At 57.3% G+C, this 26,982-nt stretch carries 23 protein-coding genes; 13 read left to right on the top strand and 10 right to left on the bottom strand.

Annotated elements, in window-relative coordinates; genetic code table 11:
- Positions 1-12 precede the first annotated feature (12 nt).
- From NOM67_RS15195 to tapM, 4 genes are read right to left on the bottom strand one after another with little or no spacing between them, the layout of a single operon-like run.
- The gene (locus NOM67_RS15195; protein ID WP_156853135.1) at positions 13-546 is read right to left on the bottom strand and encodes a pilus assembly protein PilP; all 534 of its coding nucleotides are present in this window, start codon (positions 544-546) and stop codon (positions 13-15) included.
- The gene (gene tapO, locus NOM67_RS15190; RefSeq protein WP_033112649.1) at positions 546-1,142 is read right to left on the bottom strand and encodes a PilO family type IV pilus biogenesis protein TapO; all 597 of its coding nucleotides are present in this window, start codon (positions 1,140-1,142) and stop codon (positions 546-548) included. The genes NOM67_RS15195 and tapO overlap by 1 nt, the downstream gene beginning before the upstream one ends.
- A complete protein-coding gene (gene tapN, locus NOM67_RS15185; RefSeq protein ID WP_041210017.1) occupies positions 1,139-1,717 on the bottom strand; it encodes a PilN family type IV pilus biogenesis protein TapN in 579 nt (192 codons plus the stop codon). The genes tapO and tapN overlap by 4 nt, the downstream gene beginning before the upstream one ends.
- Complete coding sequence (tapM, locus tag NOM67_RS15180; protein ID WP_276571744.1) at positions 1,705-2,769, bottom strand: PilM family type IVa pilus assembly protein TapM; 1,065 nt, start codon at positions 2,767-2,769, stop codon at positions 1,705-1,707. Before tapM ends, tapN begins: the two co-directional genes overlap by 13 nt.
- A gap of 298 nt (positions 2,770-3,067) precedes the next feature.
- Between tapM and NOM67_RS15175 the strand changes: the two genes are divergently transcribed.
- Positions 3,068-5,527: a penicillin-binding protein 1A gene (locus NOM67_RS15175; RefSeq protein ID WP_255938400.1), complete on the top strand. Its 2,460-nt coding sequence runs from the start codon at positions 3,068-3,070 to the stop codon at positions 5,525-5,527.
- A 49-nt stretch (positions 5,528-5,576) separates the two neighbouring features.
- Here NOM67_RS15175 and oxyR read toward each other — a convergent pair whose 3' ends face one another.
- The 4 genes from oxyR to NOM67_RS15155 form a co-directional block, all read right to left on the bottom strand.
- Positions 5,577-6,476 (bottom strand): DNA-binding transcriptional regulator OxyR, encoded by a 900-nt coding sequence (gene oxyR, locus NOM67_RS15170; protein WP_255938398.1) that lies wholly within the window; start codon positions 6,474-6,476, stop codon positions 5,577-5,579.
- A gap of 151 nt (positions 6,477-6,627) precedes the next feature.
- A complete protein-coding gene (locus NOM67_RS15165) occupies positions 6,628-8,268 on the bottom strand; it encodes a methyl-accepting chemotaxis protein (protein ID WP_255938396.1) in 1,641 nt (546 codons plus the stop codon).
- A 171-nt stretch (positions 8,269-8,439) separates the two neighbouring features.
- A complete protein-coding gene (locus NOM67_RS15160) occupies positions 8,440-9,078 on the bottom strand; it encodes a DsbA family protein (protein WP_255938394.1) in 639 nt (212 codons plus the stop codon).
- 78 nt (positions 9,079-9,156) lie between these two features.
- On the bottom strand, positions 9,157-10,017 hold the full coding sequence (locus NOM67_RS15155) for a Vmh family MBL fold metallo-hydrolase (RefSeq protein ID WP_255938392.1): 861 nt from the start codon (positions 10,015-10,017) through the stop codon (positions 9,157-9,159).
- Between the two features lie 123 nt (positions 10,018-10,140).
- Between NOM67_RS15155 and NOM67_RS15150 the strand changes: the two genes are divergently transcribed.
- Positions 10,141-11,040, top strand: coding sequence for a LysR family transcriptional regulator (locus NOM67_RS15150; RefSeq protein ID WP_041210011.1), 900 nt, complete (start codon positions 10,141-10,143; stop codon positions 11,038-11,040).
- A gap of 65 nt (positions 11,041-11,105) precedes the next feature.
- On the opposite strand, the gene NOM67_RS15145 is transcribed toward NOM67_RS15150, so the two are convergent.
- The gene (locus tag NOM67_RS15145; RefSeq protein ID WP_255938389.1) at positions 11,106-11,882 is read right to left on the bottom strand and encodes a BPSS1780 family membrane protein; all 777 of its coding nucleotides are present in this window, start codon (positions 11,880-11,882) and stop codon (positions 11,106-11,108) included.
- Positions 11,883-12,145: 263 nt separating this feature from the next.
- Between NOM67_RS15145 and NOM67_RS15140 the strand changes: the two genes are divergently transcribed.
- Positions 12,146-12,967, top strand: a complete 822-nt coding sequence (locus tag NOM67_RS15140; protein ID WP_041210009.1) for a M23 family metallopeptidase — start codon at positions 12,146-12,148, stop codon at positions 12,965-12,967.
- 56 nt (positions 12,968-13,023) lie between these two features.
- Here NOM67_RS15140 and NOM67_RS15135 read toward each other — a convergent pair whose 3' ends face one another.
- Positions 13,024-14,358, bottom strand: coding sequence for an MATE family efflux transporter (locus NOM67_RS15135; protein WP_198037960.1), 1,335 nt, complete (start codon positions 14,356-14,358; stop codon positions 13,024-13,026).
- Positions 14,359-14,513: 155 nt separating this feature from the next.
- On the opposite strand from NOM67_RS15135, the gene mscM reads away from it, so the two are divergent.
- The 10 genes from mscM (at position 14,514) to NOM67_RS15085 (ending at position 26,941) form a co-directional block, all read left to right on the top strand.
- Entirely contained in the window at positions 14,514-17,795 is a 3,282-nt protein-coding gene (gene mscM / locus NOM67_RS15130; protein ID WP_156853119.1) for a miniconductance mechanosensitive channel MscM, read from the top strand.
- 26 nt (positions 17,796-17,821) lie between these two features.
- Positions 17,822-18,505, top strand: coding sequence for a glycerophosphodiester phosphodiesterase (locus NOM67_RS15125; RefSeq protein WP_156853117.1), 684 nt, complete (start codon positions 17,822-17,824; stop codon positions 18,503-18,505).
- A 153-nt stretch (positions 18,506-18,658) separates the two neighbouring features.
- Positions 18,659-20,536, top strand: coding sequence for a methyl-accepting chemotaxis protein (locus NOM67_RS15120; RefSeq protein ID WP_041210005.1), 1,878 nt, complete (start codon positions 18,659-18,661; stop codon positions 20,534-20,536).
- A 510-nt stretch (positions 20,537-21,046) separates the two neighbouring features.
- Positions 21,047-22,831: a fumarate reductase (quinol) flavoprotein subunit gene (gene frdA / locus NOM67_RS15115; protein ID WP_041210004.1), complete on the top strand. Its 1,785-nt coding sequence runs from the start codon at positions 21,047-21,049 to the stop codon at positions 22,829-22,831.
- Positions 22,824-23,558: a succinate dehydrogenase/fumarate reductase iron-sulfur subunit gene (locus NOM67_RS15110; RefSeq protein ID WP_005347973.1), complete on the top strand. Its 735-nt coding sequence runs from the start codon at positions 22,824-22,826 to the stop codon at positions 23,556-23,558. Before frdA ends, NOM67_RS15110 begins: the two co-directional genes overlap by 8 nt.
- Positions 23,559-23,574: 16 nt before the next feature.
- Positions 23,575-23,973, top strand: a complete 399-nt coding sequence (locus tag NOM67_RS15105; protein WP_033112664.1) for a fumarate reductase — start codon at positions 23,575-23,577, stop codon at positions 23,971-23,973.
- A 10-nt stretch (positions 23,974-23,983) separates the two neighbouring features.
- Positions 23,984-24,340, top strand: coding sequence for a fumarate reductase subunit FrdD (frdD, locus tag NOM67_RS15100; RefSeq protein WP_033112665.1), 357 nt, complete (start codon positions 23,984-23,986; stop codon positions 24,338-24,340).
- Positions 24,341-24,594: 254 nt separating this feature from the next.
- Positions 24,595-25,326, top strand: a complete 732-nt coding sequence (locus tag NOM67_RS15095; protein ID WP_255938381.1) for a nucleoside recognition domain-containing protein — start codon at positions 24,595-24,597, stop codon at positions 25,324-25,326.
- Complete coding sequence (locus NOM67_RS15090; RefSeq protein WP_041210001.1) at positions 25,323-25,790, top strand: YjiG family protein; 468 nt, start codon at positions 25,323-25,325, stop codon at positions 25,788-25,790. The genes NOM67_RS15095 and NOM67_RS15090 overlap by 4 nt, the downstream gene beginning before the upstream one ends.
- A gap of 26 nt (positions 25,791-25,816) precedes the next feature.
- Entirely contained in the window at positions 25,817-26,941 is a 1,125-nt protein-coding gene (locus NOM67_RS15085; protein WP_156853115.1) for a M20 family metallopeptidase, read from the top strand.
- Positions 26,942-26,982 lie beyond the last annotated feature (41 nt).

Raw genomic sequence — 26,982 nt, 5'->3', positions numbered from 1 at the left:
GCTCATCCCTGATTATTGTTTTGCCTGCGTATTGGCCATGGCCAACTGGGTTTCTCTTGTTACCCAGCACCCCTTCCCATCCGGTATGGTTTCCAGCAAATCCACTGCAGTATCGGTAATTTTGATGACCCGCCCCTGATCAAGCCCCATATACTGGTTTAGCCCGACCCGCATAGACTGGCCATCGGGAGTTCGGATCAACGCCCACAATTGCCCGGCCTTGGCCAATGAACCTTGCATCGACAGGCTGGCTAACGAGTAATTCTCCAGCACCTCTTTTTCCCGATCGCTTACTACTTGTGCACAATCAGGCTTTAGCTTGGCACTATTCTCTGCCCCACTGCTCGCCTCGGGCTGAGGCATTATGAAGGGACTACGCAACTCCTGTTGTTGGTAGTGCATGGGAGAAAATGGCTTGAGCTCCGGCAATGGCTCAATGGGGATCGGTGGCCTTGCTTTGACGTCGGCAATATAGGAATCCATGTCCTCCTGGCCACCACACCCCGCCAACAGGAGAGCAGGTAACAACCAGCAGATACGCTTCATTATTTGGACCCCACTGTTTTGCCGTTATATTTGTAGGTCTTGGCCAGCATCGACATCGAGATCAGGTCTCCCGAATCCTTGTTCTGATCGAGCGTAAAGGAGTCGAGGATGACGATACGAGGTAACGCCGCCATGTCAGCCGTGAACTTGCCAAGTTCATGATAGGTTCCTACCACCTCGATACGCATGGGAAGCTCGGTCGAAAATTCGTGTTTCACTTCAGGTTCCCAATTAATTCGATTCAGCTTCAAGCCGTTGTCAGTGGCAATAAAACTGATGTCATCCAGCAACCCCGCTACTTCATGGGTATTGGGCAGCTGCTTTAGCTGGGTATCAACCAGATGTTCCAGCTCAACCATCTGAGCCTTGTATACCCCCAAGTTCGCAGCAAGCATCGCTTTGCTCTCAAACTGAGACTTCAGTTCAGTCTCCTTCTCCGTTTCTTGTGTCAGCACAGCCAGTGAATTGGCTATCACGTAGTAGTAGAGGAGCCCACCAGTCAACACACAGCAAAACAGAATAAAGATCACTTTTGCAGCCTTGGGCCAGCTCGCTATGTTGTTGAAATCCAGCTCATTGAGTTGCTGCAGATTCATTTTTTCTCCTTGTTCGCATCATCGGCAGCTGCCGCATTGTTGGCGATAAGGAACATCATGGAAAACTGACTGAGGGAAACAGGCTCAACGTCGGCAGTAAAAATAGTGCTGATCTTGGACTGTCCCAGCCAACCGGAAGCATCAATCCTGCGCATCATGCTGGCTACCCGACCATATGCCTCCGTCTTGCCATTTACATCTATCGTATTGTTCTGCAAGGCGAGAGTATTCAGATAAACCCCGTTAGGCACCAAAGATGGCAGTTGGTTGAAGAGGCGAACCGGCAAGTTCCGGCGCATCTGCAACTGCTCAATCAGTTGCATTCTGTCGATCAGCTCTTTGCGCCGCTCCTTGAGCAACCGGATCTCTCCCAGATGCGCATCCAAAATAGCCATCTCCTGAACAAGACGCTGATTTCGCTGCTGCTGTGAGCCCACCTGATGTTCAACCAACCAGTCGACAAAAAAGCCAAGTGCAACCGTCGCCAGCACAAAGGCTCCCAGTAAGACACCGAACTGTTTCTTCTGGCGCTGTGCTCGTACCTCGCGCCAGGGCAGGAGGTTTATATTTGACATGGAGTGAAGCTCCTCAAGGCCAGCCCGAACGCAGTCATATATTTCGCACCATGTGACTGTTCGACTTCACTTTTGGGTTTGCCAAACAAGGCAAAGAGATCCGGGTGCAATACCTCGCAGTTGACTTCCTCTTTCAGCTGCACCACCAGACCCGGCAACAAGCTCCCTCCACCGCTCAACACCAGCCTGGATACTTCCCGATAGCCGGAAGAGCTGCAAAAGAGCTGAATATTGCGGCGAACCTGCTGAAGCAGTGAGTTGATATGGGGCATCAGCACATCCAGCTCGTGATCCACCGGTAGCGTGCCCTTGGTCTTGGCCTGCTCTGCTTCTTCCAGCGTCATGCCATAAAAGGAGGAGAGTGCCTGGCTATATTGATCGCCACCGAAGTTTTGCAGCCGGGAGTAGATAACCTCTCCCTTAACTAGGGCTGCAAAGGTCATTGAGCTGGCACCGATATCAATTACCCCCACAGGCCGTTCGTTTTCCAGCAGCTCAGGCAGACAAGTCACCACAGCACGTCCCAGTGCGTGTGACCCGATATCAACCACTTTGACCATAAAACCTGACTCTGAAAGCGCACTAACCCTGCCATTCACACTTTCGGTTCGTGCTGCACTCAGCAGCACATCAAGACGTTCTTCGTTGTTAAGGCTATTACCCAGCACCTCAAAATCGAGGCTGACCTCATCAAGCGGAAAGGGAATGATTTGCTCGGCCTCGAGCTGAACCTGATTCTCCAGCTCCTTGTCGCTGAGAGCGGCATCAAGTTGAATAACTTTGGTGATCACATTGGAACCCGTCACAGCCGTGGCGGCATAGTCACTGTTACCGGGGAGCAGGCGTTTAAGACTTTTGAGGGACTGGCTGACTCGCTCGATATCCTGCAACTGGTAATCCACCAGCGTCCCCTTCGGGGTAACGATATCTGCGACGGAATCGATATGCAGCTTGCCGGGACGTCCACTGAGGGTGACCGCCTTGATGGTCTGACTGCCAAAATCAACGCCCACCAACGGGAGGAGGGATCCCTTGTTGAATAGCCCAAACATATACACATCCATGCGTTATTGGGTTTGGTTTCTGGGTTGAGTGTAGGACAGCCCACCCGAAGAGGTCTTTGGCTATCCTAAATGCTCTATCTATCAATGTCATAAAGTTTATACCGAAAAGTGACTTGCCTCGCTTTCTTAATCGGAAGGCGTCTCCTTGGTTATTGCGCCCCGGAGTGCTAACCTCTCGCATCCTTCGAGGTGGGTGGCTCGCCACAGGAAAACCTCGAATTCCAGATAGCAAAAGGGCTATACTCTGCGCCCGTTGGCTAATTTTAAGACGATTGGTAGTTCTTCCATGCTGAAATGGCTCGTTCGCCTGTTTATTGTCATGATGCTGGGTGCTGTGCTGGGTGTTGCCAGCCTCATCGGTATCTACTTCTACATCAAGCCTCAACTGCCAGACGTTACCGCACTGCGTGACGTCAAACTGGCAACTCCGATGCGGGTCTATAGTCGTGATGGCGAGTTGATCGCCCAATATGGCGAGATCCGTCGCATTCCGTTGCGTCTGGATGAAATTCCAAAGCCGATGATCGATGCAGTGCTGGCAACGGAAGATGCCCGCTTCTATGAGCACCCGGGAATCGACCCCATCGGCATCCTGCGCGCAGCAACTGTCTGGGCTGTCTCCGGCCAAGCCCGTCAGGGTGCCAGTACCATCACCCAGCAGGTTGCCCGCAACTTCTTCCTGAGCAACGAGAAAACCTTGATCCGCAAGATCAAGGAGGTCTTCCTTGCCTGGCGGATTGAGCAAAACCTCTCCAAAGACGAGATCCTCGAGCTCTATCTCAACAAGATTCCCCTTGGCTACCGTGCATTTGGTGTCGGCGCAGCCGCCCAGGTCTACTTCGGCAAAGAAGTAAAAGATTTGGGACTCGACGAGATCGCCATCATCGCCGGTCTGCCAAAAGCCCCCTCCATGCTCAACCCAATCCGTTCGCCGGAGCGCGCATTTGCACGCCGCAATGTGGTACTGGGTCGGATGCTGGAGACAGGCAAGATCACTCAGGCCCAGTTTGACGAAGCCTCCAAGATGCCGATCAAGGCTCGTTATCACGGCGCCGAAGTGACCCTGCATGCCCCCTATCTGGGTGAGATGGTGCGCCAGAAAATGGTCGAGCAGTTTGGTGAAGATGCCTACACCATGGGCCTGCATGTCTACACCACAGTCTCTGCCGAACGTCAGCGCGCGGCCAGACAGGCCCTGCTGGACGGTGTCTTTGCCTATGACATGCGCCACGGCTACCGCGGTCCGAGCGAACAATTGTGGAAAGCTGGCGAGCCGAGCTGGGACTACGAGCAGATCGTCGCCCATCTGGCCAAACAGCCTACCTATGATCCGCTGATGGCTGCCGTCGTCACCAAGCTGGATGACCGTAATGCCACCCTGGTGCTGAAAAATGGCAAAGAAGCCACCCTTGGCTGGAACGGCATCAAATGGGCTCGCGCCTTTATTACCGACGACCGCCAGGGCTATGCCCCCAAATCCGCACGGGATGTGTTGAAAGTGGGCGCCCGGATCTGGGTTCGCGAGCAGGGCGAAGAGCTGCTGCTGGCTCAAATCCCGGACGTCAACGCGGCACTGGTTGCCATGAACCCGAAAAATGGTGCGCTGGAAGCGCTGGTCGGTGGCTTCAGCTTCGAACTCTCCAAGTTCAACCGGGTTGATCAGGCGCGTCGCCAGATTGGTTCCAACATCAAGCCTTTCCTCTATGCCACCGCGCTGGAGCATGGTTATACCCTAGCGTCACTTATCAACGACGCACCGATCAACCAGTGGGATCCCTCCAAGGGGCCGATGTGGCAACCCAAAAACTCGCCTGCCGTCTACGATGGCCCGACACCGCTTCGTTTGGGGCTCGCCAAGTCCAAGAACGTCATGTCAGTACGCCTGATGCGCGCCATTGGCCTCGATACCTATATCGACGGCCTGACCCGCTTCGGTTTCCCGCGTGACTTCATTTCACCTCATGAAGCATTGGCACTGGGCGCTGCCGAATTCACGCCTCTTGAAGTGGTGCGCGGCTACTCAGTCCTGGCCAACGGCGGTTTCCTGGTCACCCCTTACTTTATCGACAAGGTAACCGACAGCCAGGAGAACACCCTCTATCAAGCCAATCCGGCGATCGCCTGCACTACCTGCGAACAGCAGAGTGACCCGCAGCAACAGACCGTACAAACTGCACCTGCCACTGAAGGAGCAGCACCCAGTGCAACTACTGCTATAGCTCCGCATACCATCAGTGCCCAGAGTTCTTTCCTCATTACCGATACCCTGAGCACCGCCATCTGGGGTGGCAACGGCTGGCGCGGTACCGGCTGGCGTGCAGCGCGTGACCTCAAGCGTCACGATATTTCCGGTAAAACCGGTACCACCAACGAATCTCGTGATGCCTGGTTCTCCGGCTATACCCCGGATATTGTCGCCACATCCTGGATCGGGTTCGACAACCACCAGCGCGGTCTGGGCCGTGCCGAGTTTGGCGGTGGCGCTGCTCAGCCTATCTGGATCGACTTCATGAAGGTGGCGCTCAAGAATATCCCCGAGCACAAGATGCCGGTGCCGGAAGGGATCATGACCGTCAAGATTGACAGTGAGACAGGACTGCTGGCCACGGGTGGCGGTACCGATGAATACTTCAAGGAAGGAACCGAACCGACCCGCTATGCGACACCGACCTCTGATGGCAATCAGGTGTATGGCGGCGATAACCCGAATGTAGAAGGTCCCGTCTCCACCGACGATATCTTCTAAATCAGCTCAATGGTTCAAATCAAACCGGCAGCCTGCGCTGCCGGTTTTTTTATTGCGCCAGAGCGACCTTCATCAAGCCCGCAATTTTGGTTGCCAGTTCATTGAAACATGGGCGACGTACCGAGTAGTGACGGTAAAGCAAAGAGATAGTCCGCCCGGGAACCGGATCAATGACTGGTCGATAACTGACGCCCCCTTCATCACGATCGGCAGGCACAGCCAGACGGGGGATTAGGGTCATGCCACTACCAGCAGCCACCATGTTGCGCAGCGTCTCCAGACTGGTCCCCTTGAACCGCTGATCCTCACCGATGCCGCCGGCAAAGCAGAAGCCCATGGCTTGATCTCGCAGGCAGTGGCCATCCTCCAGCATCAGCAGCTTTTTACCCTTGAGATGCCCGAGCGGCACCTCTTTGGATCTTACCTCCGGGTGCTGGCAAGGCACTGCCAGCCACATCGGCTCGTGATAAAGCGGGATGGAGCCAAAGCCCTCCATGCCAGCCATCTCGGCCAGAATGACGCAATCCAGCTCCCCCTCCTCCAGCCGCTTGAGCAAGCTCTGGGTCTGCTCTTCATAGAGGTAGAATTCCAGCTGGGGGAAGCTCTCACGCAGGGCTTGAATGATACGGGGCAACAGGTAAGGCCCCACCGTCGGGATAAATCCGATATGGATCTCCCCCGACATAGGTTCTGAAAAATGCTGGCCGATACTCTTGAGCTCACGCACTTCCTTGAGCACGCGTCTCGCCTGCTGGGCCATGGCATCCCCTGCAGGGGTAAACAGAACCTTGCGTGAGGTGCGCTCTATCAGGATCACCCCGAGTTCATCCTCCAGCTTGCGCAGCTGGCCACTCAGGGTTGGCTGACTGACAAAGCAGCGCTCGGCCGCCTTGCGAAAGTGCTTTTCCTCATCCAGTGCCACCAGATATTCGAGATCACGAAGGTTCATACAGCAAGAGTCCTGCCCGGCAAATGGGTCAACAGAATGCCCAATATCCGCACAAGGAACAAGTCATCGCCATCCCAGGGCTTAGGCCATCTTGCTACGTTAATAAAAAAGGCCGACAACCTTGCGGTTGTCGGCCTTGCCTTGATAACCATCAAACCCGGAAACGGCGCACCATCTCCTGCAACTGGGTCGCCAGATGGTTCAGTTCGTTGCACGCCTGCGCCATCTGGGTTGCACCGGAAGCGACCTCCTCGGAGGCGTGGCTGATATTGACCACGTTGCGGTTGAGCTCCTCGCTCACCGCCCCCTGCTCTTCGGTCGCTGTCGCGATCTGGATATTCATGTGAGAAATGCTGCTGACCGAGCCGCTGATCTGGGAGATAGACTCACCGGCTTCCCGCGCCGTGGCCACAGTGGTATTCATCAGATCCTGGCTCTGCTGCATGGTGCTGCCAGCCTGCTCGGCACGCTGTTGCAGCTCGGCGATGATGTTGTTGATCTGGGAAGTGGAGTCCTGAGTGCGTTTGGCCAGGGTTCTCACCTCGTCCGCCACCACCGCAAAGCCGCGCCCCTGCTCACCGGCACGGGCAGCCTCAATAGCCGCGTTAAGCGCCAGCAGGTTGGTCTGCTCGGCAATGCCGCGGATCACTTCCAGCACCATGCCAATGTTGCGACTGTCATCACCCAGTTGGCGGATCACCACTGCCGTACTTTCGATAGCGCTCGCCACCCGCTCGATGCGCTGGATGGAGTCATTGACCGTCTTGGCCCCCAGTTCAGCAGTTTCACTGGCAGAAGTGGCCGCACTGGCGGCATCGCTGGTGTTGCGCGATACCTCCTGCACCGTAGCTTGCATCTCGTTCATCGCCGTTGCCAGCTGATTGAGCTCATGCTGCTGGGAATGCATATTGTTGGCAGACTGGCTGGCAACCGAGCTAATCTCCTCGGCAGCCGAACTCAGTTGCACCACGGAACCTGATACTTCGCTGACCAGAGTTCGCAAATTGGTCTGCATCTCGCCAAACCCCTTGGCCAGCGTACCCAATTCGTCGCTGTTGAACTGCTGCATATCGATACGCGAGGTGAGATCCCCGGCAGAGACTCTGCGAGTCTGCTCAAGGAGGGCCATCACCGGATTGCGGATCTGGCCGGTCAGCAACCAGGCAATCACAACCACAAAGCCAAGGGTTATCAGGCTGACGACGATGCTCATGGTTCTGGCACTGTCGTAGAGATCGGCTACCCCTTTGGTCATCTGCTCGGCGATCTCATTGTTGATCTCCCGCAGGCGATAGGATTTGGCCCCAACCTCTTCCAACGCAGCTCTGGTCTCGTTTTTGCGCAGGCTTCTGACTTTATCCAGATCACCGGCAGCAAAGGCGCTCATCAACTCTTCGTGTACCGAGAAGTACTTGGCTCCGGCACTGCGGAGTTGATCATAAACTTGCTTCTCTTCATCGGTGGTGAAAGGCAAGGCACCATATTTATCTGCCGCAGTCTCAAACTCCTGCTTGGCCTTGTTGAAGGTGAGCGTCCGTTCACTCACCTCCTGCGCATCCTTGTTGAGTCCGCCAATGACCTGAGCCAGCTCGGAGCGACGCGCATCCAGAATGGCCACGTGCATCTGGCTGGAATAACGGGTGGAGGGCAGCAAATTGGTAGTGATGGTTTCAGTATCATCATAAAGCTTGGCCAATTGGCTGATGGAGAACCAGGCCAAGCCCAGCACCAGCAAAGCCAGAACGGCAAATCCAGCACTCAGCTTCTGACCGATAGACATGTTTTTGAACATAGGAGGGGTTCCTTGAAATAGGTCTGCACTCCCGCAACATCCCTCGGGAATGGTCATATAGAGCATAGCCTGCAAGCAGAAAATCGAAGTGTTTCATATCACTGCTGCATACCGGAATATCGGCCTGCCCCCTCCACGCTAAAGGTGCATTGTCTGTTCACACTTTAATAACTATTTCATCAGCTCCAGCAGATGCTGACGCAACCCGGCAGGGTCACCCAAAAAGTCGGACACTCGGACAGGACTCAGCTTGCCATCACACTCCAGCCCAAGCGTGGGGTAACCCTGACCACCAACCCTCTTCATCCACCCCTGGCTGTCAGCCAGATGTTGCAGCAGAGGGGCCTGCAGATAGGCTTGCTGGAACGCCTCTTCACTGATCCCCTGCTCTGCAGCCAGCGTGGCCAGATGTTCGGCAGAGCCCACCCAGATCCCGTCCCGATAATGGGATTGCTGGATCCGGTGCAGCATGGTCAGGCCATCACCACCCAATGTGGTGACTGCCAGTACCGCACGGATCGGCGGTTCGGAGTCCAGCAAACAGCCATCACGTAGCAGAAGATCATTGAAATAGCGCTCGCCAAAAGGCTGACCGGTCAGCGCTTCGATACGCTGATCATGAGGCCGGACGTAGTCGCGCAGCGCTTCGCCCATCGGCTGACGACGCACACCCAGCCAGAGTCCGCCAGCATGGAGCTCAATCTTCAGCCCGGTAATGGTGGCCGCACTTTGCAGCAGGGGCGCCGCACCGTAGCACCAGCCACAGAGGGGGTCATAAACATAATGGAGAACGGGATTCTGTTGCTTCATGGTATCTCTCTTCACATTCAGGATAAAAAACCGGGCCCTCTGGCCCGGTAAAAAAACACAGGGATACGGCTCAGTGAATTACCACTTCATCTCGCCGGTATTGACCTTGGCACCGATGGCCAGACCATCGTCAACCGGCAGGGAGGGGTAGGCCTTCTTCAAGCTATCGATCAGCTGGCCAGAATTCTTCGCTTTCGCCAGCTCTTGCTCAAAATGCTGCACATAGCCACGGGTAAAGGTCACAGCTTCGCTCCCTTTCGGTTCAGCACCCAGGAAGTGGCCCGGCACTACACGCTCGGGTTTCAGCGCCAGCAGCTTGTCGAGAGCCTGAACCCAGTTGCTGCGGGCCGCTTTGGTCTGGCTGTCGGCCATCCAGACATGCACACCGTGGTAAACCGGCACACCACCAAAAGCGGTCTTGATGGAAGGTGCCCAGAGGTAGGCATTCGGCGTGTTCATCTCTTTGATTTCGATCTTCTCACCATCAAGGGTCAGCTGGCTGGCAGTCATCACTTGCGGCACGGTCAGGCTCTTCGGTGCCCCTTTGCCCAAGATCGGTCCCCAGTAAGCCAGTTTGGCATCCTTGGTCTCCTTGATGTGGTCGACCACGTGCTGGTCGGCCAGCACCTTCACGTTCGGGAAGGCGGCCAGTACCGGCTCCAGACCAAAGTAGAAGTCGGGGTCACCGGCGCTGATATAGACGGTGGTCAGCTTCTTGCCACTCTTCTTGATCATGTCGACCAGCGCCTGACCATTCTGTACGTCGAACTGGGCGTCGATCAGGATGGCCTCTTTATCGCCCGCTACCAGCGAGGAGGAGACCGGGAAGATCGCCTTTTCGCCGGGGTTGTAGACGGTCACGCTCAGCGGGCCCGCCAGAACGGCGCCACTCAGCAGGGTGGTGGTCAGAGTCAGGTTGCGGATCAGGTTGTTCATCATGTTTTCCTCATTAATCATTCGGGGGTTCATTTGATGGACAGAGTTTATTAGATCACTTAAGGTGCAAATACAGCACTAACAGCGCATCACTGTTGCACAAATCGAACATATAGAGAGCCATACATGGATCGACTGACCGCTTTACGGGTCTTCGTCAGCGTAGTCGAACAGGGGAGCCTGAGTGGCGCTGGCGAGAAACTGGATATGTCGCGCGCCATGGTGTCGCGCTACCTGGCTGAGCTGGAGAGCTGGATGGGGGCCCGGCTGCTGCATCGCACCACCCGGCGTCTAAGCCTGACCGGCCCGGGCGAGGAGGCGCTGAACCGGGCCCGCGCCATGCTGGCGCTGGGAGAGGAGATGGAGCAGATCGCCGTGAAGGGGGATGATGCCCCCAAGGGGCAACTGCGGATCACCAGCAGTTACTCCCTCTCGGAAGCCTTGCTGGTTGGCGCGGCCAACGACTATCTGGCGCAATACCCGGGCACCGCCATCGATATCCTGCTGCTGGACAGAACCGTCAATCTGGTGGAGGAACGGATCGATCTGGCCGTGCGCATCACCAACGATCTCGACCCCAATCTGGTGGCTCGCCGACTTGGCACCTGCCATTCGGTGGTCTGCGCCAGCCCGGCCTATCTGGCCAACCACCCGGCACCGCAAAAGGTGCAGGATCTGGCGCTGCACAACTGCCTCACCTACACCTACTTCGGCAAGAGTCTGTGGGAGTTCAACGGCCCGGACGGCCCCGAATCGGTGCCGGTCAGCGGCAACCTGAGTGCCAATATCTCCAACCTGTTGCTGGAGGCGACCTTGGGCGGTGCCGGGATCAGCCTGCAACCACGCTACTCGGCCCAACCCTATCTTGAGCGGGGAGAGCTGGTCCCGCTGCTGACCCAGTGGCAGCCCAAGCGACTCGGCGTTTACGGGGTGTATGCCACCCGCAAGCAGATGTCACCGCTGCTGCGCAGCTTCCTCGATTTTCTGCTAGCCCGCATGGCGGCAGACCCGCTTTGGCGGGAGTGAAACATCCAACAAATGCAGAAGGGGCCACAGAGGGCCCCTTCTTTAATCAGCTGTTCAAGGCTGCGTCAGGCTTCAAAACCGAACGGAGTAACCGGAGGCGTCACCTCCCCTTCTTCGTCGACGAAGATGTCACGGTACGCCACATAGATGGAGTAGTTGAGCGCCGGGATCACAACCAGCAGACCCACCAGTAGCAGCACAGCACCAAAGAGCAGCAGGATAGCGCAGAGGATCCCCCACCAGAAGAAGGGCCACATGTTGCGCCAGCAACCGGCAGAGCTGAGGCGAGCCGCCTGCAAAATACCGATATCGTGGAAATAGATGAGGGCCGGCGCAAAGGTGACCGCCATCAGCACCGGAATAACCAGCACCATCCCCACCAGCAGCACGATCAACAGCTGCTGCACCTGCAGGGCAGAGACCACCATGCTATCGGGATCCTGAGTCAACACCGAGAGCAGACCCCACATGGAGAGCAACCCCACGCAAACCAGCCCAATCAGGGTGAAAAGTGCCAAGACCAGCAGACCACCCAGCATCAGGGGGGTCAGCTTGTGGCGAAAACCGGCAAAGAGGTCGTTGAAGTTGAGCGCTTCACCGCGGTATCCCCTGGCTGCCACGACGGCCCACCCCGCCCCCCAAACCATATAGAGCAGTTGGGAGATCAGCCCGCCGGCTGGCAGCAGGTCGAGCACCATGCCAACGCCGAACCAGAACACCACCATGGCGACGCTGGCACCCATCCCCTTGTTGAAGATATCGAACCCGCTGCGAACCCAGACCCAGCCACGGCTGAGCGGGTGGCGGGCCGGTGCTTGGCGCAAAGGGGATAATCCATTCATGTCGTCTCCTCGGTGTATCGCAGGCATCAGTGCCGGATGCCGATTCTAGAGGCTGGACACCAGTGACTCAATGGCGAAGCGGGATGTCAGCGACATAAAACCTGACGCAGCCAACCCCGATTGTCCGCTCTTTTCATCACCCGGCACTGGCTGCAACTACGCAGAGAGGGCAAAATCGTCTCCCTGCGCCCGCGGACCAATCAGCCAGTCCATGGGCCGCACTTTCCGCCATCTGAGGCGTTTTAACAGCGAGTGATATCGTCATGAGAGTTGTGTGTTGTCTGTTGTTATTGCTGGCCAGCCAGTCGGCGCTTGCCGAAGGTTTTATCAGCCGTCTGCTCAACCATCCGGTGCCGGGCGGCGTTGCCGTCGTCCCCCTTGGCAAGGCATCTCCGGCGCCACAAGCCCATTATCAGGGCAAGCCCGTATTGGTCGTGCAGGAAGATGGCCAGTGGATCGCCATCGTCGGCATCTCCCTCAAAAGCCCGCTTGGTACCCAAAACCTGACCACAAGCGATGGTCGCACCCTCGCCTTCACCGTGACACCGAAGCACTACCGCGAGCAGCACATCAAGCTAAAAAACAGCCGTCAGGTCAATCCGCTCGCCGAAGACATGACCCGCATCAACCGTGAACTGGCCGAACAGACACGTGCTTATCAAACCTTTAGTCCCAACCAGCCGAGCAATCTGATGTTCGACAAGCCGGTCGATGGCCCGCTGTCGAGCCCGTTTGGCCTGCGCCGTTTCTTCAATGGTGAGGAGCGCAATCCCCACTCCGGGCTCGATTTCGCCGTCGGAGCCGGCACCCCGATCAAATCCCCCGCAGCCGGCAAGGTGATCCTGATTGGCAACTACTTCTTCAACGGCAATACCGTCTTTGTCGACCACGGTCAGGGGCTCATCAGCATGTTCTGCCACATGTCGAAAATCGATGTGAAACTCGGCCAGAGCCTGCCGCGCGGCGGCATTGTCGGACGGGTAGGTTCAACCGGTCGCGCCACCGGGCCCCATATGCACTGGAACGTCAGCCTCAACGACACCCGGGTCGATCCCGCCATCTTTATCGGTGCGTTCAAGCCCTGATAATGACAAAGGCAGCCAATGGCTGCCTTTGTTGTATAAAACGCCCGGTATTCTGACTAGACCGGTGTGTGGGAGCCGGACTCCTGACGCATCGCCCGCCACATCAGCAACACCAGCAGAGTGCTGCAGGTCGGCAGTGCCAGCCACACCCCGGCCACGCCCCACAGGGTCGAGAATCCCCACAGGAAACCACCGATCAGCAGCAGCTTGCCACCGGTCAGCAACGAGGCAATGCGGGGACGGTTGATCGCCTGAAAATAGGTGGCGCCCACCAGCAGCAATCCCTCCATCGGCAGCCCCCAAAAGTAGAGCCAGATCCCGAGCGTTGCCACCGGCAGCAGAGTCGCATTGTCGCCAGCAAAGAGATAGACAGCCCCCTCGGGCCAAAGGTAGAGCGGCACCATGCCACAAAGTGCGATGGCGACGGTCACCCCCAGCGCCAGATTGCGGATCCGCAACACCCGTTGCCAGTTGCCCGCGCCGGCATTGAAGCTGGCGATGGGCTGGATCCCCATGGCGATCCCCTCAAAGATGAGATAGAAGAAGGCCTCGGTATAGCTGATCACCCCGTAGGCAGCGACATGCAAAGAGGTGCCGACAGCCAGCAACGCCTTGTTATGCAGCGCCAGCACCACCGAGAGGTAGAGGTACATCAGGAAGCTGGAGAAGCCGAGTTTCACCGTCTCCAGCATCAGCCGCCAGTCGGGCAGCAGGGTATCCCAACCGATACGCAACTTGCTGCGCGGGGTAAAGAAGTGCCACAGACAGAGGCCACCGGTAACCGCCTGGGAGAGCATGGTGGCAATCGCGGCACCCGCCAGCCCCCATGGAATGACCGCCATCAGCAGATAGTCGAGCAGCACATTGAGCAGGCCGCCACCGACCAAAATCCAGGTAGTCAGTCCCGGCCGCCCGTCGTTGCGCAGCAGGGCGGTAAAGGCCATGGAGAGCACGGCAAAGACGCCGAGCCAGGCATACCACTGCAGATAGGCCAGACCGGCGGTAAAAATATCCCCTTCGGCCCCCATCCAGGCCAACATCTCATCGCCATAGTTGATGCCGATGAAGGCGAGCACGGCCGCGGCCACCAGCACCATCACCAGTGCATTGCCGACGATATGGCGCGCCCGTTTTTGCTCCCCCTTGCCAAGATAGAAAGAAGCGAGCGAGGAGGAGCCCATGCCGATCAGCGCACCAACGGCGTAGAGCACGGCGCAGATGGGATAGGCGAGCATCAGTCCGGCCAAGCCATCCTGCCCCAGAATATGGCCGACAAAGATGCCATCGATGGTGACATAGATGCCGGTGACCAGCATGGCGGCCACGGTCGGGGTGACATAGCGCCAAAAGAGGCGGGAAAGAGGGGCGGTGCCCAGATCGACTGCGGACATAAAACGCTCAATGGAGGGAAAAACGGCCAGAATAATAGCCAAATCGGGCCGGGATCGCCCGTTATTTGTGTTACAAATCATTAATATTGAACGCTTTACCCTCTTCTGCCCCTGCTTTAGGCTAGGTCAACCTCTTATGAACGGACACGTGCTTCATGTTGCAACGCCTGCTCGCCCTCCTGCTTCTTTCCCTAGCTCTGCTCACCACCACGGCACAGGCCGATGACACCATCGCCCAGGCCGAAGCGCTGCTGCAAAGCGTCCCCAAGAGCGATACGCCGGAAAACCAGAAATTGAGGGAGAGCTATCAGCAGGCACTGCAGTTTGCCCGGGAGGCAGAACGTTACCGGGAGCAGGGCAAAGCCTATCAGCAGGTATTGATCGACTATCCCGAGGAGTCGGCCCGCCTCAAGGAGAGCCTGCGCAACTATCAGCCCAAGAGCCGCCCAGCCCTCTCCAGTCTCAAGGAGGAGAGCCTGCGCCAGGCCATTGGCCTTAGCAGCAACCGCCAGATGATGCTGCGCAAAGAGCGTCAGGGCATCATGGACAGCCTCAATCAGCTGGAGAGCACCGGTCAGGATTACCATCTGCGGGTGGATGATCTGCGCAAACAGCTGCAAGTCACCCGCAGTCAGCTCGAGCGACTCAACTTCAGCAGCGAATCGGATCGGCTGCAGGAGGCACAACTGCTGCTGACCCGGATCAAGGAGCAGAGTATCTCCGACCGGATCCAGATGCTGGAGCTGGAGCAGCTCTCGGCCCAGCAGCGCAGCGATCTTGGCAAGCTCAAATTGCAGGAGCTCAATCTGACCATTGCCGATGAAGACGAGTGGCAAGCGGCCCTGATGGCCCAGCAAAACCAGCTGCGTCGGGAGAAGACCGAACAGGCACTGGAAGAGAGCGAGCGACTACGCAAACAGCTCTCTGACGATATGCCTCTGCTGCTGGAGCAGCAGCAACAGAACCAGGCTCTCTCCATCCAGCTCGGCCGGCTGGAGGAGCAGATCGAAGAGGTGCAGGACAGGCAACGCAGCGTCGACAAGAATCTGTTTGAGCTCAACGAACTGGTCAACTCGGTGCGCGAGCAGCTTGAATGGCTGCAGATAAGCGACGCTTACGGCGAGAACCTGCGCAGCAAGCTGGCCGATTTGCCCGCCTACTACCCCCTCGACAAGCTCGAATCCGAAATCGTCAGCGCCCGCATGGCCAAATACCAGTACGAGACCGAGCAGGATACCCTCAAGGATCCCCGTCAGCTGCGCGACCAGCTCCTCGCCAATGAAGAGGTCTCCCTTGACCGCCCGCAGCAGGCAGTGCTCGACAATCTGCTCAAGGCTCGCCGCCAGCTGCTGACCCGTCTCAACGACGCGTCCGACACCCTGATTCAGGAGCAGACCCGGCTCAAGCTGCTCTACAGCCATCGCAACAGCAAGATCGACGAGATCCGTGAGCTCAGCGCCAGTCACCTGTTCTGGATGCCGGATGTGCGGCCGCTCACCCCCTCCGTCATGCTCGGGGTGCCTGCCGCCCTCTCGCTGGCTTTCAATCCGGAGAACTGGCTGCAAGTCCCCCACGCTATCGCCGAAAACACGCCACTCAGTCTGACCCTGGCCACGCTGGGACTGCTGGTACTGGCCTGGAGCTGGTTCAAACTGGCTCGCCATCTGACCCAATATTGCGACCACATAGCACCACGGATCGGCAAGGTAACCCAGGACAAGTTCAGCCTTACCAGCCGGCTGCTGTTGCGCTCTCTGCTTGCAGCCATGCCGCTCCCCGCCATGGTACTGATGGTGCGGGGGCTGCTGGGCGGTGCCTGGCAATACCCCTTTGCCGTGGCTATCGGCCGTGGCCTTGGCGAGATCTGGTTTCTGCTGCTGGCACTGGTGCTGGCCCGTCACCTCACCCTTGAGAAGGGGATCCTGATCCACCACTTTCGCTGGCCAAAAGAGCAGGTGCAGAAAGTGTGGGGACAGTTTCGCACCCTGCTGCTGGTACTGATCCCGAGCTTTTTCGTGCAGGGGATGGCCAACAGCTATCAGGAGCACGCCTTCTACGACTCCCTCGGGCGGCTGGCTTTTATCATCGGCGCCCTCTGGCTGCTGCTCTTCTTCGCTCGTCTCAACCGGGAGCGACTGCCGCTCACCTGGGGCCAGAGCGATATGACCAAACCCCATCTGCTGCACCACTTCATCTGGAACAGCCTGATGCTGGCGCCGCTATTGGCAGTGATTGGCACCCTGTTTGGCTACTTCTATACCTCGCGCATTCTGCTACGCCAGCTGGAGCTGAGCCTGCTGATGGGGCTTGGCTGTCTGCTTGTCTACTATCTGGCCAGACGCTGGATGCTGATCCAGCGTCGCCGGCTGGCCTTCGATCGGGCCAAGAGCAAGCGGGCGGAGATCCTGGCCCTGCGCGGCCGGGATGAATCGCACGAGGAGTTGAGCTCGGAGATCCCGGATGTGGTCGAGGAGACCGAGCTTGACCTCGATACCCTCAGCACCCAGTCGCTGGGGCTGATCCGCACTCTGCTGATGCTCGGCTTCACCCTGCTGGTTGTGGTGCAATGGTCGGATCTCAACTCCGCCTTCAGCTTCCTCAGCAACATCGAGGTGTGGCAGGTCAGCAGCAAGATTGGCGGCATAGAGCAGCTCTCGGCCATCACCTTGCAGGATCTGATGCTGACCGCCTTCGTCTTCATCCTGACCGTGGTCACCGCTCGCAACTTGCCGAGCCTGATGGAGCTGACCCTGCTGCAGCATCTGAGCCTCTCCCCCGGTACCGGCTTTGCGCTCACCACCACCAGCAAGTATCTGGTGATCCTGATCGGCGTCCTCACCGGCTTCTCGATGCTCGGCATCGACTGGTCGAAGACCCAGTGGCTGGTTGCCGCTCTCTCGGTCGGTCTGGGTTTCGGTCTGCAGGAGATCTTCGCCAACTTCGTCTCCGGCCTCATCATCCTGTTCGAGAAACCGATCCGGCTGGGTGATACCGTCACCATCCGCGACCTCACCGGCACCGTCACCAAGATCAAGACGCGCGCCACCACCATAGTGGATTGGGATCGCAAGGAGATCATTGTCCCCAACAAGGCCTTCATCACCGAGCAGTTCATCAACTGGTCGCTCTCCGATGCCATCACCCGGGTAAGACTGCGGATCCGCATCGGCCTGACCCGGGATCCCAAACTGGTTCAGACTATTTTGGAAGAGTCGGTCAAGGCATCGACACTGGTGCTCGATACTCCAACCCCCGAAGTGTTCCTGATCGAGTTCACCGACTCGGCACTGATCTACGAGATCCGGCTCTACGTGAACAACATGGATCACCGGATGCCCATCACCCACGAAGTTCACTCGCTGGTGCTGGAGAAGATGCAGCAACAGGGGCTCACCCTGCCCCACCAACAGATTGATATTCACTTGAGCAGGGGCTAACCCAGCCAATGAGAAAGGAACAAACCATGCAGATCATTGCTCACCGGGGGGCCAGCGGCCTAGCCCCCGAGAACACCCTCAAAGCGATGGCCAAAGCGCTGGAACTGGGGGTCACCGCTATCGAGATCGACGTGCAGGCGGCCGATGGCGAGTTGTGGGTATTCCACGATCGGCGGCTTGAGCGCTGTACCAACGGCAAGGGCGTTCTGACCGAGCAATCCCGCTCCTATCTGGAGCAGCTCGATGCTGGTGAGGGGGAGATCATTCCGACCTTGTGGCAGGTGATGAGCCTGATTGACGGCAGCTGTGAGCTTCATATCGAACTCAAGGGAGCCAATACCGCCGATGCCGTCGCAGCGCTTACCAAACGGGCCGAGAACGAGCTCGGCTTCACCGCCAACCAATGGGTGGTCTCCTCATTCCACCATCCAGAGCTGGCTCGCTTTGCGACCCTGCGACCCGATATCCGGATTGGCGCTCTTACGACCAATCTGCCACTAGAACTGGCACACTTTGCCGAACAGCTGGGAGCCTGGTCCATCAATTGCGATGTTGATTTCATTGACGCTGCGCTGGTCGATGATTCACATCGCCGTGGATTAAAGGTACTGGTCTATACGGTCGATCACCTTGCCGACCAGCAACAGCTGGCTGCCATGGGGGTCGACGGCATATTCACCAATCGGCCCGACCGTTTTTTAACACAGTGAGCAACCAGCATCCGGATGGATAAGCGTGAGGTTAACCGCTAACTTTAAGTCGTAGACCGGGATAAAAAGAGTCCAACTTCGGCCGATAAGAGATGGCACATAACAATAATTCGCTCGAACACACTTCAGACTGACGCTCACAAGGAAGTAACTATGAACTTATCCATTAAAAACAAACTTGTTCTGGCTATCGGGATCATCATTCTGGTGATCACCGGCCTGCAGGTCTGGTACAACACCTCGCAGCTGCGCAGCGAAACCCAGCGACTGATCTGGAGCTTTATCGACGAAAGTTCAGCCGCCAACGTCAAGGGGATCTCCCGCTGGCTCGATGCCCGCGTCAATATGGTCAGCTCCACCAAGGAGGCGTTTGCCAAAGAGGATAACCCCATCAGCCATCTGGCCCAGTCCATGAATGCGGGCGGGTTTGATCTCGTCTATGTGGGCACAAATGATGGCAAGATGATCCAGAGCAAGCCGACCGATCTGCCCGCCGGCTACGACCCGCGCCAGCGCCCCTGGTACAAGGACGCCATGGCCGCAGGTAAAATGACCATCACTGCACCCTATGCAGATATCTCCACCGGGCAGCTGATTATCACCATCGCCGAACCGTTCCAGCGTGGTAATACCCAAGGCGTCATTGCCGGCGACGTATCCATCAGCGGATTGGTTTCCGACATTCTGGCGGTCAATACCGAAGGCACCTACGCGGTACTTATCGACAGCAGCGGCACCATCATTGCCCACCCGGATGCTTCACTGACCCTGAAACCAGCCACCGCCCTCTCCCCCGAGCTGACTGCCTCCGGGGTCAATCGCATTGCTCATGACGGCACCATCTCAGAGATGGATATCAGCGGCAAACTGAGCGTGTTTGACCTGAACCAGATCCCCAATACCGACTGGTACTACGGCATTGTGGTCGATGAAGCAGTGGCCTATCAGTCGGTCAAACGCATGGTCACTTCAGCACTTCTGCAAGGCCTGCTCACCATCATCATCGTGGCGGGTTTCTCCTATGTCGCCATCAATGGCTCTCTGGCTCCGCTGAAAACCCTGGGTGAAGCGATTGCCGATCTCTCCCGTGGCAATGGCGATCTCACTCGCCGCATCAAGATCGAGCGTGAAGACGAGGTCGGCGTAGTCGCCAAACACGTCAACACCTTTATCGAGCGGATCCATGTGATGGTGCAGGATATATCTAACTCCTCCGGCCAACTCAACCAGCAGGCCAAGTCCTCACACAACATGGCAGAGAAGGCCAATCAGGGGCTGGCTCGCCAGCAAAACGAGATCTCCCAGATTGCAACGGCCGTTCACGAAATGTCGGCCACAGCCGTCGAGGTAGCCAGCAACGCCGAGCAGACTGCCGAAGCGGCGCGCTCCTCCAGCAGCAGCTGTGAACATGGCAAGCAGGTCATCGCCCGCAACCAGCGTTCCATCACCGATCTGGCGACTCAGGTCGAGCAGGCCTCCAACATCATTCAAGAGCTGGAGAAAAACGCGCAGGAGATCAATACCATCCTCTCCACCATTCAGGGCATCGCAGAACAGACCAACCTGCTGGCACTGAACGCCGCTATTGAAGCTGCTCGCGCCGGCGAACAGGGTCGTGGCTTTGCGGTAGTTGCGGACGAGGTGCGGGTGCTGTCACAGCGTACTCACAGCTCCACCGTCGAGATCCGCAGCATGATCGAAACCCTGCAGCGCAATACCCAGGGTGCGGTCAGCACCATGCATGAAGGGCAGTTGCTGGCCCAGAACAGCGTGGATGATGCCAACAACGCCACCCAGGCGCTGGAGCAGATCACCGCTTCCATCAACCAGATCTCCGACATGGCGACCCAGATCTCCAGCGCCGCCGAGGAGCAACGAGCCGTTACTGACGAGGTCAGCCGCAACATTCAGGCGGTGAAAGATGTCTCGGACGAACTGGCCGTAGATGCCGACAGCTCACGCCATCTCTCTGAACAACTTAAAAATATTTCGGGTGAATTGAGTAATCAGGTCGGTATGTTCCGGATCTGACGATGATAAGAAAGGGGCCGTACAGGCCCCTTTACTTTTTTAAATATCGCTTAATTATCAGTGAGTAATCTAACATTACCGCCGCCTCCTCACCTTCCTGTCACCCCCGCCATGCAGTAGCCCCCATTGGATATATTCCACTTTTTCAGCTGAGGAAAGGATTAGTAATTTTTATGCATATATTTAAATGCCAATAATTATCATTAAAAAGTTTTAATAAAAAACTTAAAATTTTTTTCGTGAGTACCTAAAAAGAGAGGTGATTCGCATTTTATTGAAAGAAAACTACGTATAATCCGGAAGTTAAAGTCTTCGTAGCAAGGTGTTTTACTGCTCAATAACACCAAAAAATGACGAAAATTACGACATTTTCATCCAGGGATCAGGGTGTTTTAGAAAAAAATAACTACGAAAAATGGAATAAAACCAAGCTGTTTGACTTGCATCAAGCCTGAATTTTTTTCATAGAGCAAAATCGTGCCCAGCAAATCTATCCCTAAGGAGGCAGATGTGGATATTATCAAGACCGATGTAGCCATCATCGGTGCCGGCGGTACTGGCCTGCGCGCCGCTATCGCTATAGCCGAATCACAGCCAGACCTGGATATCGCCCTGATTTCCAAAGTCTATCCGATGCGTAGCCATACCGTGGCAGCCGAAGGTGGTGCCGCCGGTGTCGTTCGCGATGACGACTCCCTCGAAAACCACTTCAACGACACCGTCTCCGGTGGTGACTGGCTGTGTGAGCAGGACGTTGTCGATTACTTCGTCAACAATGCGACCAAAGAGATGATCCAGCTGGAGCACTGGGGTTGCCCCTGGAGCCGCAAGCCGGATGGCAAAGCCAACGTGCGTCCTTTTGGTGGCATGAAGGTTCCCCGTACCTGGTTCGCCGCTGACAAATCCGGTTTCCACATTCTGCACACCCTGTTCCAGACCTCCGTCAAATACCCGAGCATCAAGCGCTTCGACGAGCACTTCTGCCTCGACCTGATCGTGGAAGATGGTCGCGTTCAGGGCGTTCTGACCTTTGACATCCAGAACGGCATCACCCGCTTCATCCAGGCCAAATCAGTGATTCTGGCAACTGGTGGTGCTGGTCGTGTTTACCGTTACAACACCAACGGCGGCATCGTGACCGGTGACGGCATGGCGCTGGCCTATCGTCACGGCGTACCGCTGCGTGACATGGAATTCGTTCAGTATCACCCGACCGGTCTGCCGGGTACCGGCATCCTGATGACCGAAGGTTGTCGTGGTGAGGGTGGCGTCCTGCTCAACAAGGATGGCTACCGCTACCTGCAAGACTACGGCTTGGGCCCGGAAACTCCGATCGGCCAGCCGAAGAGCAAATACATGGAACTGGGTCCGCGCGACCGCGTTTCCCAGGCATTCTGGCAAGAGCAGCAGAAAGGCCGCGTGATCCAGGGCCCGATGGGCGATGTGGTTCACCTCGACCTGCGTCACCTCGGCGAGAAGTACCTGAAAGAGCGTCTGCCGTTCATCTGCGAACTGGCCAAAGCCTACGTCAACGTGGATCCGGCCAAAGAGCCCATCCCGGTACGTCCGACTGCCCACTACACCATGGGTGGTATCGAGACTGACAACAAGTGTGCCACCCGTCTGGCCGGCCTCTACGCCGCTGGCGAATGTGCCTCTGTTGGTCTGCACGGCGCCAACCGTCTGGGTTCCAACTCCCTGTCCGAGATCGTGGTATTCGGCAAGCTGGCTGGTGAACAAGCCGGTGAATTCGCCAAGACCCAGAAGCATGGCAATACCGAAGCGCTGGTCGCCAAGGCCGAGGCTCTGGTCAAGCAGCATCTCTCCCTGCTCGACATCGATGGCACCGAGAACCCGGCAGACATCCGCAACGAACTGGGCACCTCCATGGAAGCCGGTGTCGGTATCTACCGTACCGAAGAGCTGATGCAGGGCACCATCGACAAGATCAACGAGCTGAAAGCCCGTTACAAGAAGGTCAAGATCAACGACAAGTCCTCTGTCTTCAACACCGACCTGCTGTACGCCATCGAACTGGGTTACATGCTGGACGTGGCAGAAGCCATGGCTCACTCCGCCATCAATCGTAAAGAGTCCCGCGGTTCCCACCAGCGTCTGGATGGTTACGAAGAGCGTGATGACGTGAACTTCCTCAAGCACACGCTCTCGTTCTACAACAATGGCGAAACGCCCTCCATCGATTACTCCGATGTGAAGATCACTAAGTCCCAGCCGGCAAAACGCGTGTACGGCTCCGAGGGTGAGAAACAAGACGAGGCTAAGAAGAATGGCTGAGATGATTGAAATTGAAATCCTGCGCTATCGTCCGGAGCAGGATAACGAGCCCTGGATGCAGACCTTCCAGGTGCCCTACCAGAGAGAGATGTCTCTGCTGGATGCGCTGCAATACATCAAGGATCACCTGGACTCTACCCTGAGCTTCCGCTGGTCCTGCCGGATGGCGATCTGCGGCTCCTGCGGCATGATGGTCAACGGTGTTCCCAAGCTGGGTTGCAAAGCGTTCCTGCGCGACTATCTGCCGGGCAAGATGACCATCGAGCCGCTCAACAACTTCCCGATCGAGCGCGACCTGGTGGTCGACATGTCCGATTTCATCGAGAAGCTGGAGAGCATCAAGCCCTACATCATCCCGAGCGAGCCGCGCAACCTGTGCGATGGCGAATACATCCAGACTCCGGCAGAGATGGCGAAGTACAAGCAGTTCTCCCAGTGCATCAACTGTGGTCTCTGCTACGCGGCCTGCCCGCAGTACGGCATCAACAAGAAGTTCACCGGTCCGGCGGCACTGGCTCTGGCCTATCGCTACAACGTCGACAACCGTGATGCCGGCGCCAAAGAGCGTATGCGCATCATCAGCCAGGACGAAGGCGTCTGGGGCTGTACCTTCGTGGGCTACTGCTCCGAAGTGTGCCCGAAGGGCGTCGATCCGGCAGCGGCCATCCAGCTTGGCAAGGTAGAGAGTGCCAAGGACTACATGATCGCCATGTTCAAGCCAGATTGAGAGCAGGATTGAGACCATGAACAACACTGAAAGCAAACGTAAACCTTACGTCCGCGAAATGAAGAAAGACTGGTGGCTGAAGAACGCCTTCTACACCGGTTACATGATCCGCGAAGGCACCAGTATCTTCGTCTCCATCTACGCTGTTGTGCTGATGTGGGGTCTGATGCGTCTGGTACAGGGTCAGGAAGCGTTTAACGGCTGGCTGGAGTCCCTGCAAAGCCCGATCGCCATCCTGTTCCACGTGATTGCGCTGGCAGCCTGCCTGTTCCATGCCAAGACCTGGTTCGCTCTGGCGCCGAAAGCCATGCGTATCTTCCGTGGTGAAGACCTGGTGCCGGAGAAACCGATCGTCATCGCCCAGTATGTGGCGCTGGCTGTGGTATCCCTGCTTGTCCTGATCATCGTGGCCTGAGGAGAAAACAATGAGACGTTCTGACGAGCCAATTTACTGGGGTCTGTTTGGTGCGGGTGGCATGGTCGTTGCCATGCTGCTGCCGGTCATTGTCCTCATCACCGGTCTGCTGGTACCCATGGGTATCATGGACGTAGAGACCATGAGCTATGACCGCGTTCTGGCATTCGCCAGCTCCTGGTGGGGTGCCTGCATCCTGCTGGTGATCATCGCCCTGCCGATCTGGCACGGCATGCACCGTATCTACCACGGTCTGCATGATCTGGGGATCCACACCACCAAGCTGCACCACTATGTGTTCTATGGCTTTGCCTTCCTGGTATCTGCCATTACCGTCGGTCTGCTGATGGTGCTGGTACTCCAGTAATCACCGCGCAACTGATTGAACAAACCGGGCCAAGTGCCCGGTTTTTTATTGCAACATCCCCATGCATCCTTGCCGCTGACTTTTTCAACAAATTAAACAAAAACCGGATCTTCTTCTTTTCAGAGGACGATCATCCTCACATATCACCAACGTCACCCCGCATATCAGCAAGGCTCCTTGACCCCCATCAAATAATTGATAGCCGTATCAACCATAATTCATCGGATTAAATAATTATTCATGTGGAGCTATCTATGAGCGAAAAAAACCGTCCGGTGACGATCGGCTGTTATCTGGCACTGGCCTTTGCCGTTGTCTTCTTCTCCGGGCTGCTGCAGTCCAACCAGTGGTACGGGGTATTTGACTTCACCACGCTGAACGGTTCGTTCGGCACCATGGTGCAGAGCGTCAGCGAGAACGGGGATGGCATCAAAACGGCCATGACCGACATGCGTGGCAAGGGAGGCAACGGTGCTCGCGATGGCTTCCTGTTCGCCCTGACCCTGATCCCCACCGTGATGTTTGCACTCGGCATGATCAATGTGCTGGAGCACTACGGTGCACTGGATGCCGCCCGCAAGCTGCTGACTCCGCTGCTGCGCCCGCTGATGGGGATCCCGGGCAACACCGGCCTCGCCCTTATCGCCTCGCTGCAGAGTACCGATGCCGGAGCCGCCATGACTCGCCAGCTCAAGGATGAAGGGCTCATCACCAAGCGCGAGACCGACGTGTTCACCATGTTCCAGTTCTCCGCTGGCGCCACCATAGTCAACTTCTTCTCCTCCGGTGCCGTGCTCTTCACCCTGACCCTGGCTGACGGCAGCCCGGCGGTCAGCTCCTCCATCGGGCTGGCAGTCGCCGTGATGTTCGTCTTCAAGTTCATTGGCGCCAATCTGTTCCGGGTCTATCTCAACCTCACCGAAGGCAAGAGTGCCGACAACAGCAAACGCGATCAGACCCTTACCACCCAGGAGCAAGCCAAATGAGCCAGGCCAACGTCAAGAAACCCATCGTCACCGATATCTTCGTCGAAGGGGCCAAGAAGGGATGGGTCATCGCCACCACCTCCACCGTTCCCAACGTGCTGATGGCCTTTGTCATCATCAAAGCGCTGCAGATCACCGGCGCGCTGGACGCCATGGGCGCCATCTTCTCCCCCGTCATGGCCATCTTCGGCCTGCCCGGTGAAGCGGCAGCCGTGCTGATCGGCGCCTGGATGTCGATGGGTGGCGCAGTCGGTGTGGTCATCACCCTGTTCGATCAGGGCATCCTCAACGGCACTCACATCGCCATTCTGGCGCCAGCCATCTACCTGATGGGTTCACAGGTGCAGTACATGGGCCGCATCCTCGGCTGTATCGGTACCGAAGGGCGCTATATCCCGGTCATGATCGCCATCTCGGTGCTCAACGCCTTTGGCGCCATGCTGGTAATGAACATCATCCTGTGACCCCGGATCTGATAGCGGAGCAAACAATGACTTTTTCTTTGGATCAATATCTGGCTGAGCTGGCCCCCCTGATCAATCTGGATTGCGGCTCTCTGTACCAGCCGGGCATTGCCACAGTGGCCGACCTGATGGCCGCCAAATACGAGGCGATGGGCGGCTGGCAGATCAAGCGGGTCGACTGCGGCATCGCCGGGGTCGGGCTGGAGATCCGCAACCAGCCGCAGGCCGAGCGGATCGACATCATGCTGATCGGTCATATGGATACCGTCTTCCCGGTCGGTACCGCAGCCGAACGCCCGATGAGTGTCGATGGCGAGCGCGCCTACGGCCCCGGTGTCTCCGACATGAAATCCGGCCTGCTCAACATCGTCTATGCCCTGCGTGCACTGCCCCGCGAGGTGCGCGATCGCCTGAGCATCTGCGTCTGCATGAATCCGGACGAGGAGATCGGCTCCCTCCACTCCAGCGACTGGCTGGCTACAGTGGCCAAACAGGCGAAGCAGGTGCTGGTGGCCGAAGCGGCCCGGGCCGATGGCTCGCTGGTCAAGGCTCGCAAGGGAATGGCACGCTATCGCATCGACTTCACCGGCAAGGCGGCTCACGCCGGCAACGAGCCGCAGAAGGGGCGCAGCGCCATCACCGAGCTGGGCCACTGGATCCTCGCCATCAATGCCCTTACCAACTTCGAGAGCGGCACCACCCTCAACATCGGCATCGTCGAGGGGGGCAACGGCGCCAACATAGTACCGGCCCACGCCAGCGCGGTGGTGGATGTGCGCTTCTGGGACAATCAAGAGTACAGCCAGGTCAACGATCATCTGCTGACCCTGGCCGAACGCCCACATCTGGAAGGGGTCACCATCAAGCTGACCCGCGAGGCGCATAAACCGGCAATGGTACCGTCAGAGGGCACTCAGGCGCTGATGGCGCTGGTTGAAGAGTGCGGCGCCGAACTGGGGCTGCCCATTCGCTGGCAAGAGGTAGGGGGCGGCTCAGATGCCAACCTCACTGCCGCCCTCGGCATCCCCACGCTGGATGGTCTGGGCCCCATTGGTGCCGGTTTCCACAGTGACGAGGAGTATCTCGATCTGGCCAGCATTGGCCCTCGCATCGAACTGCTGGTGAAGGTGTTGACCCGCATCGCAGCCTGATGGTTTTCCCATAAAACGGAAGAGCCAGCCGGTTTGCACCG

It is taken from the genome of Aeromonas sp. SG16, from assembly GCF_024436135.1.
Taxonomy (GTDB): domain Bacteria; phylum Pseudomonadota; class Gammaproteobacteria; order Enterobacterales; family Aeromonadaceae; genus Aeromonas; species Aeromonas jandaei.
The sequence above is the reverse complement of the archived record's forward strand: the minus strand, read 5'-3'. Positions and strand labels throughout refer to the sequence as shown.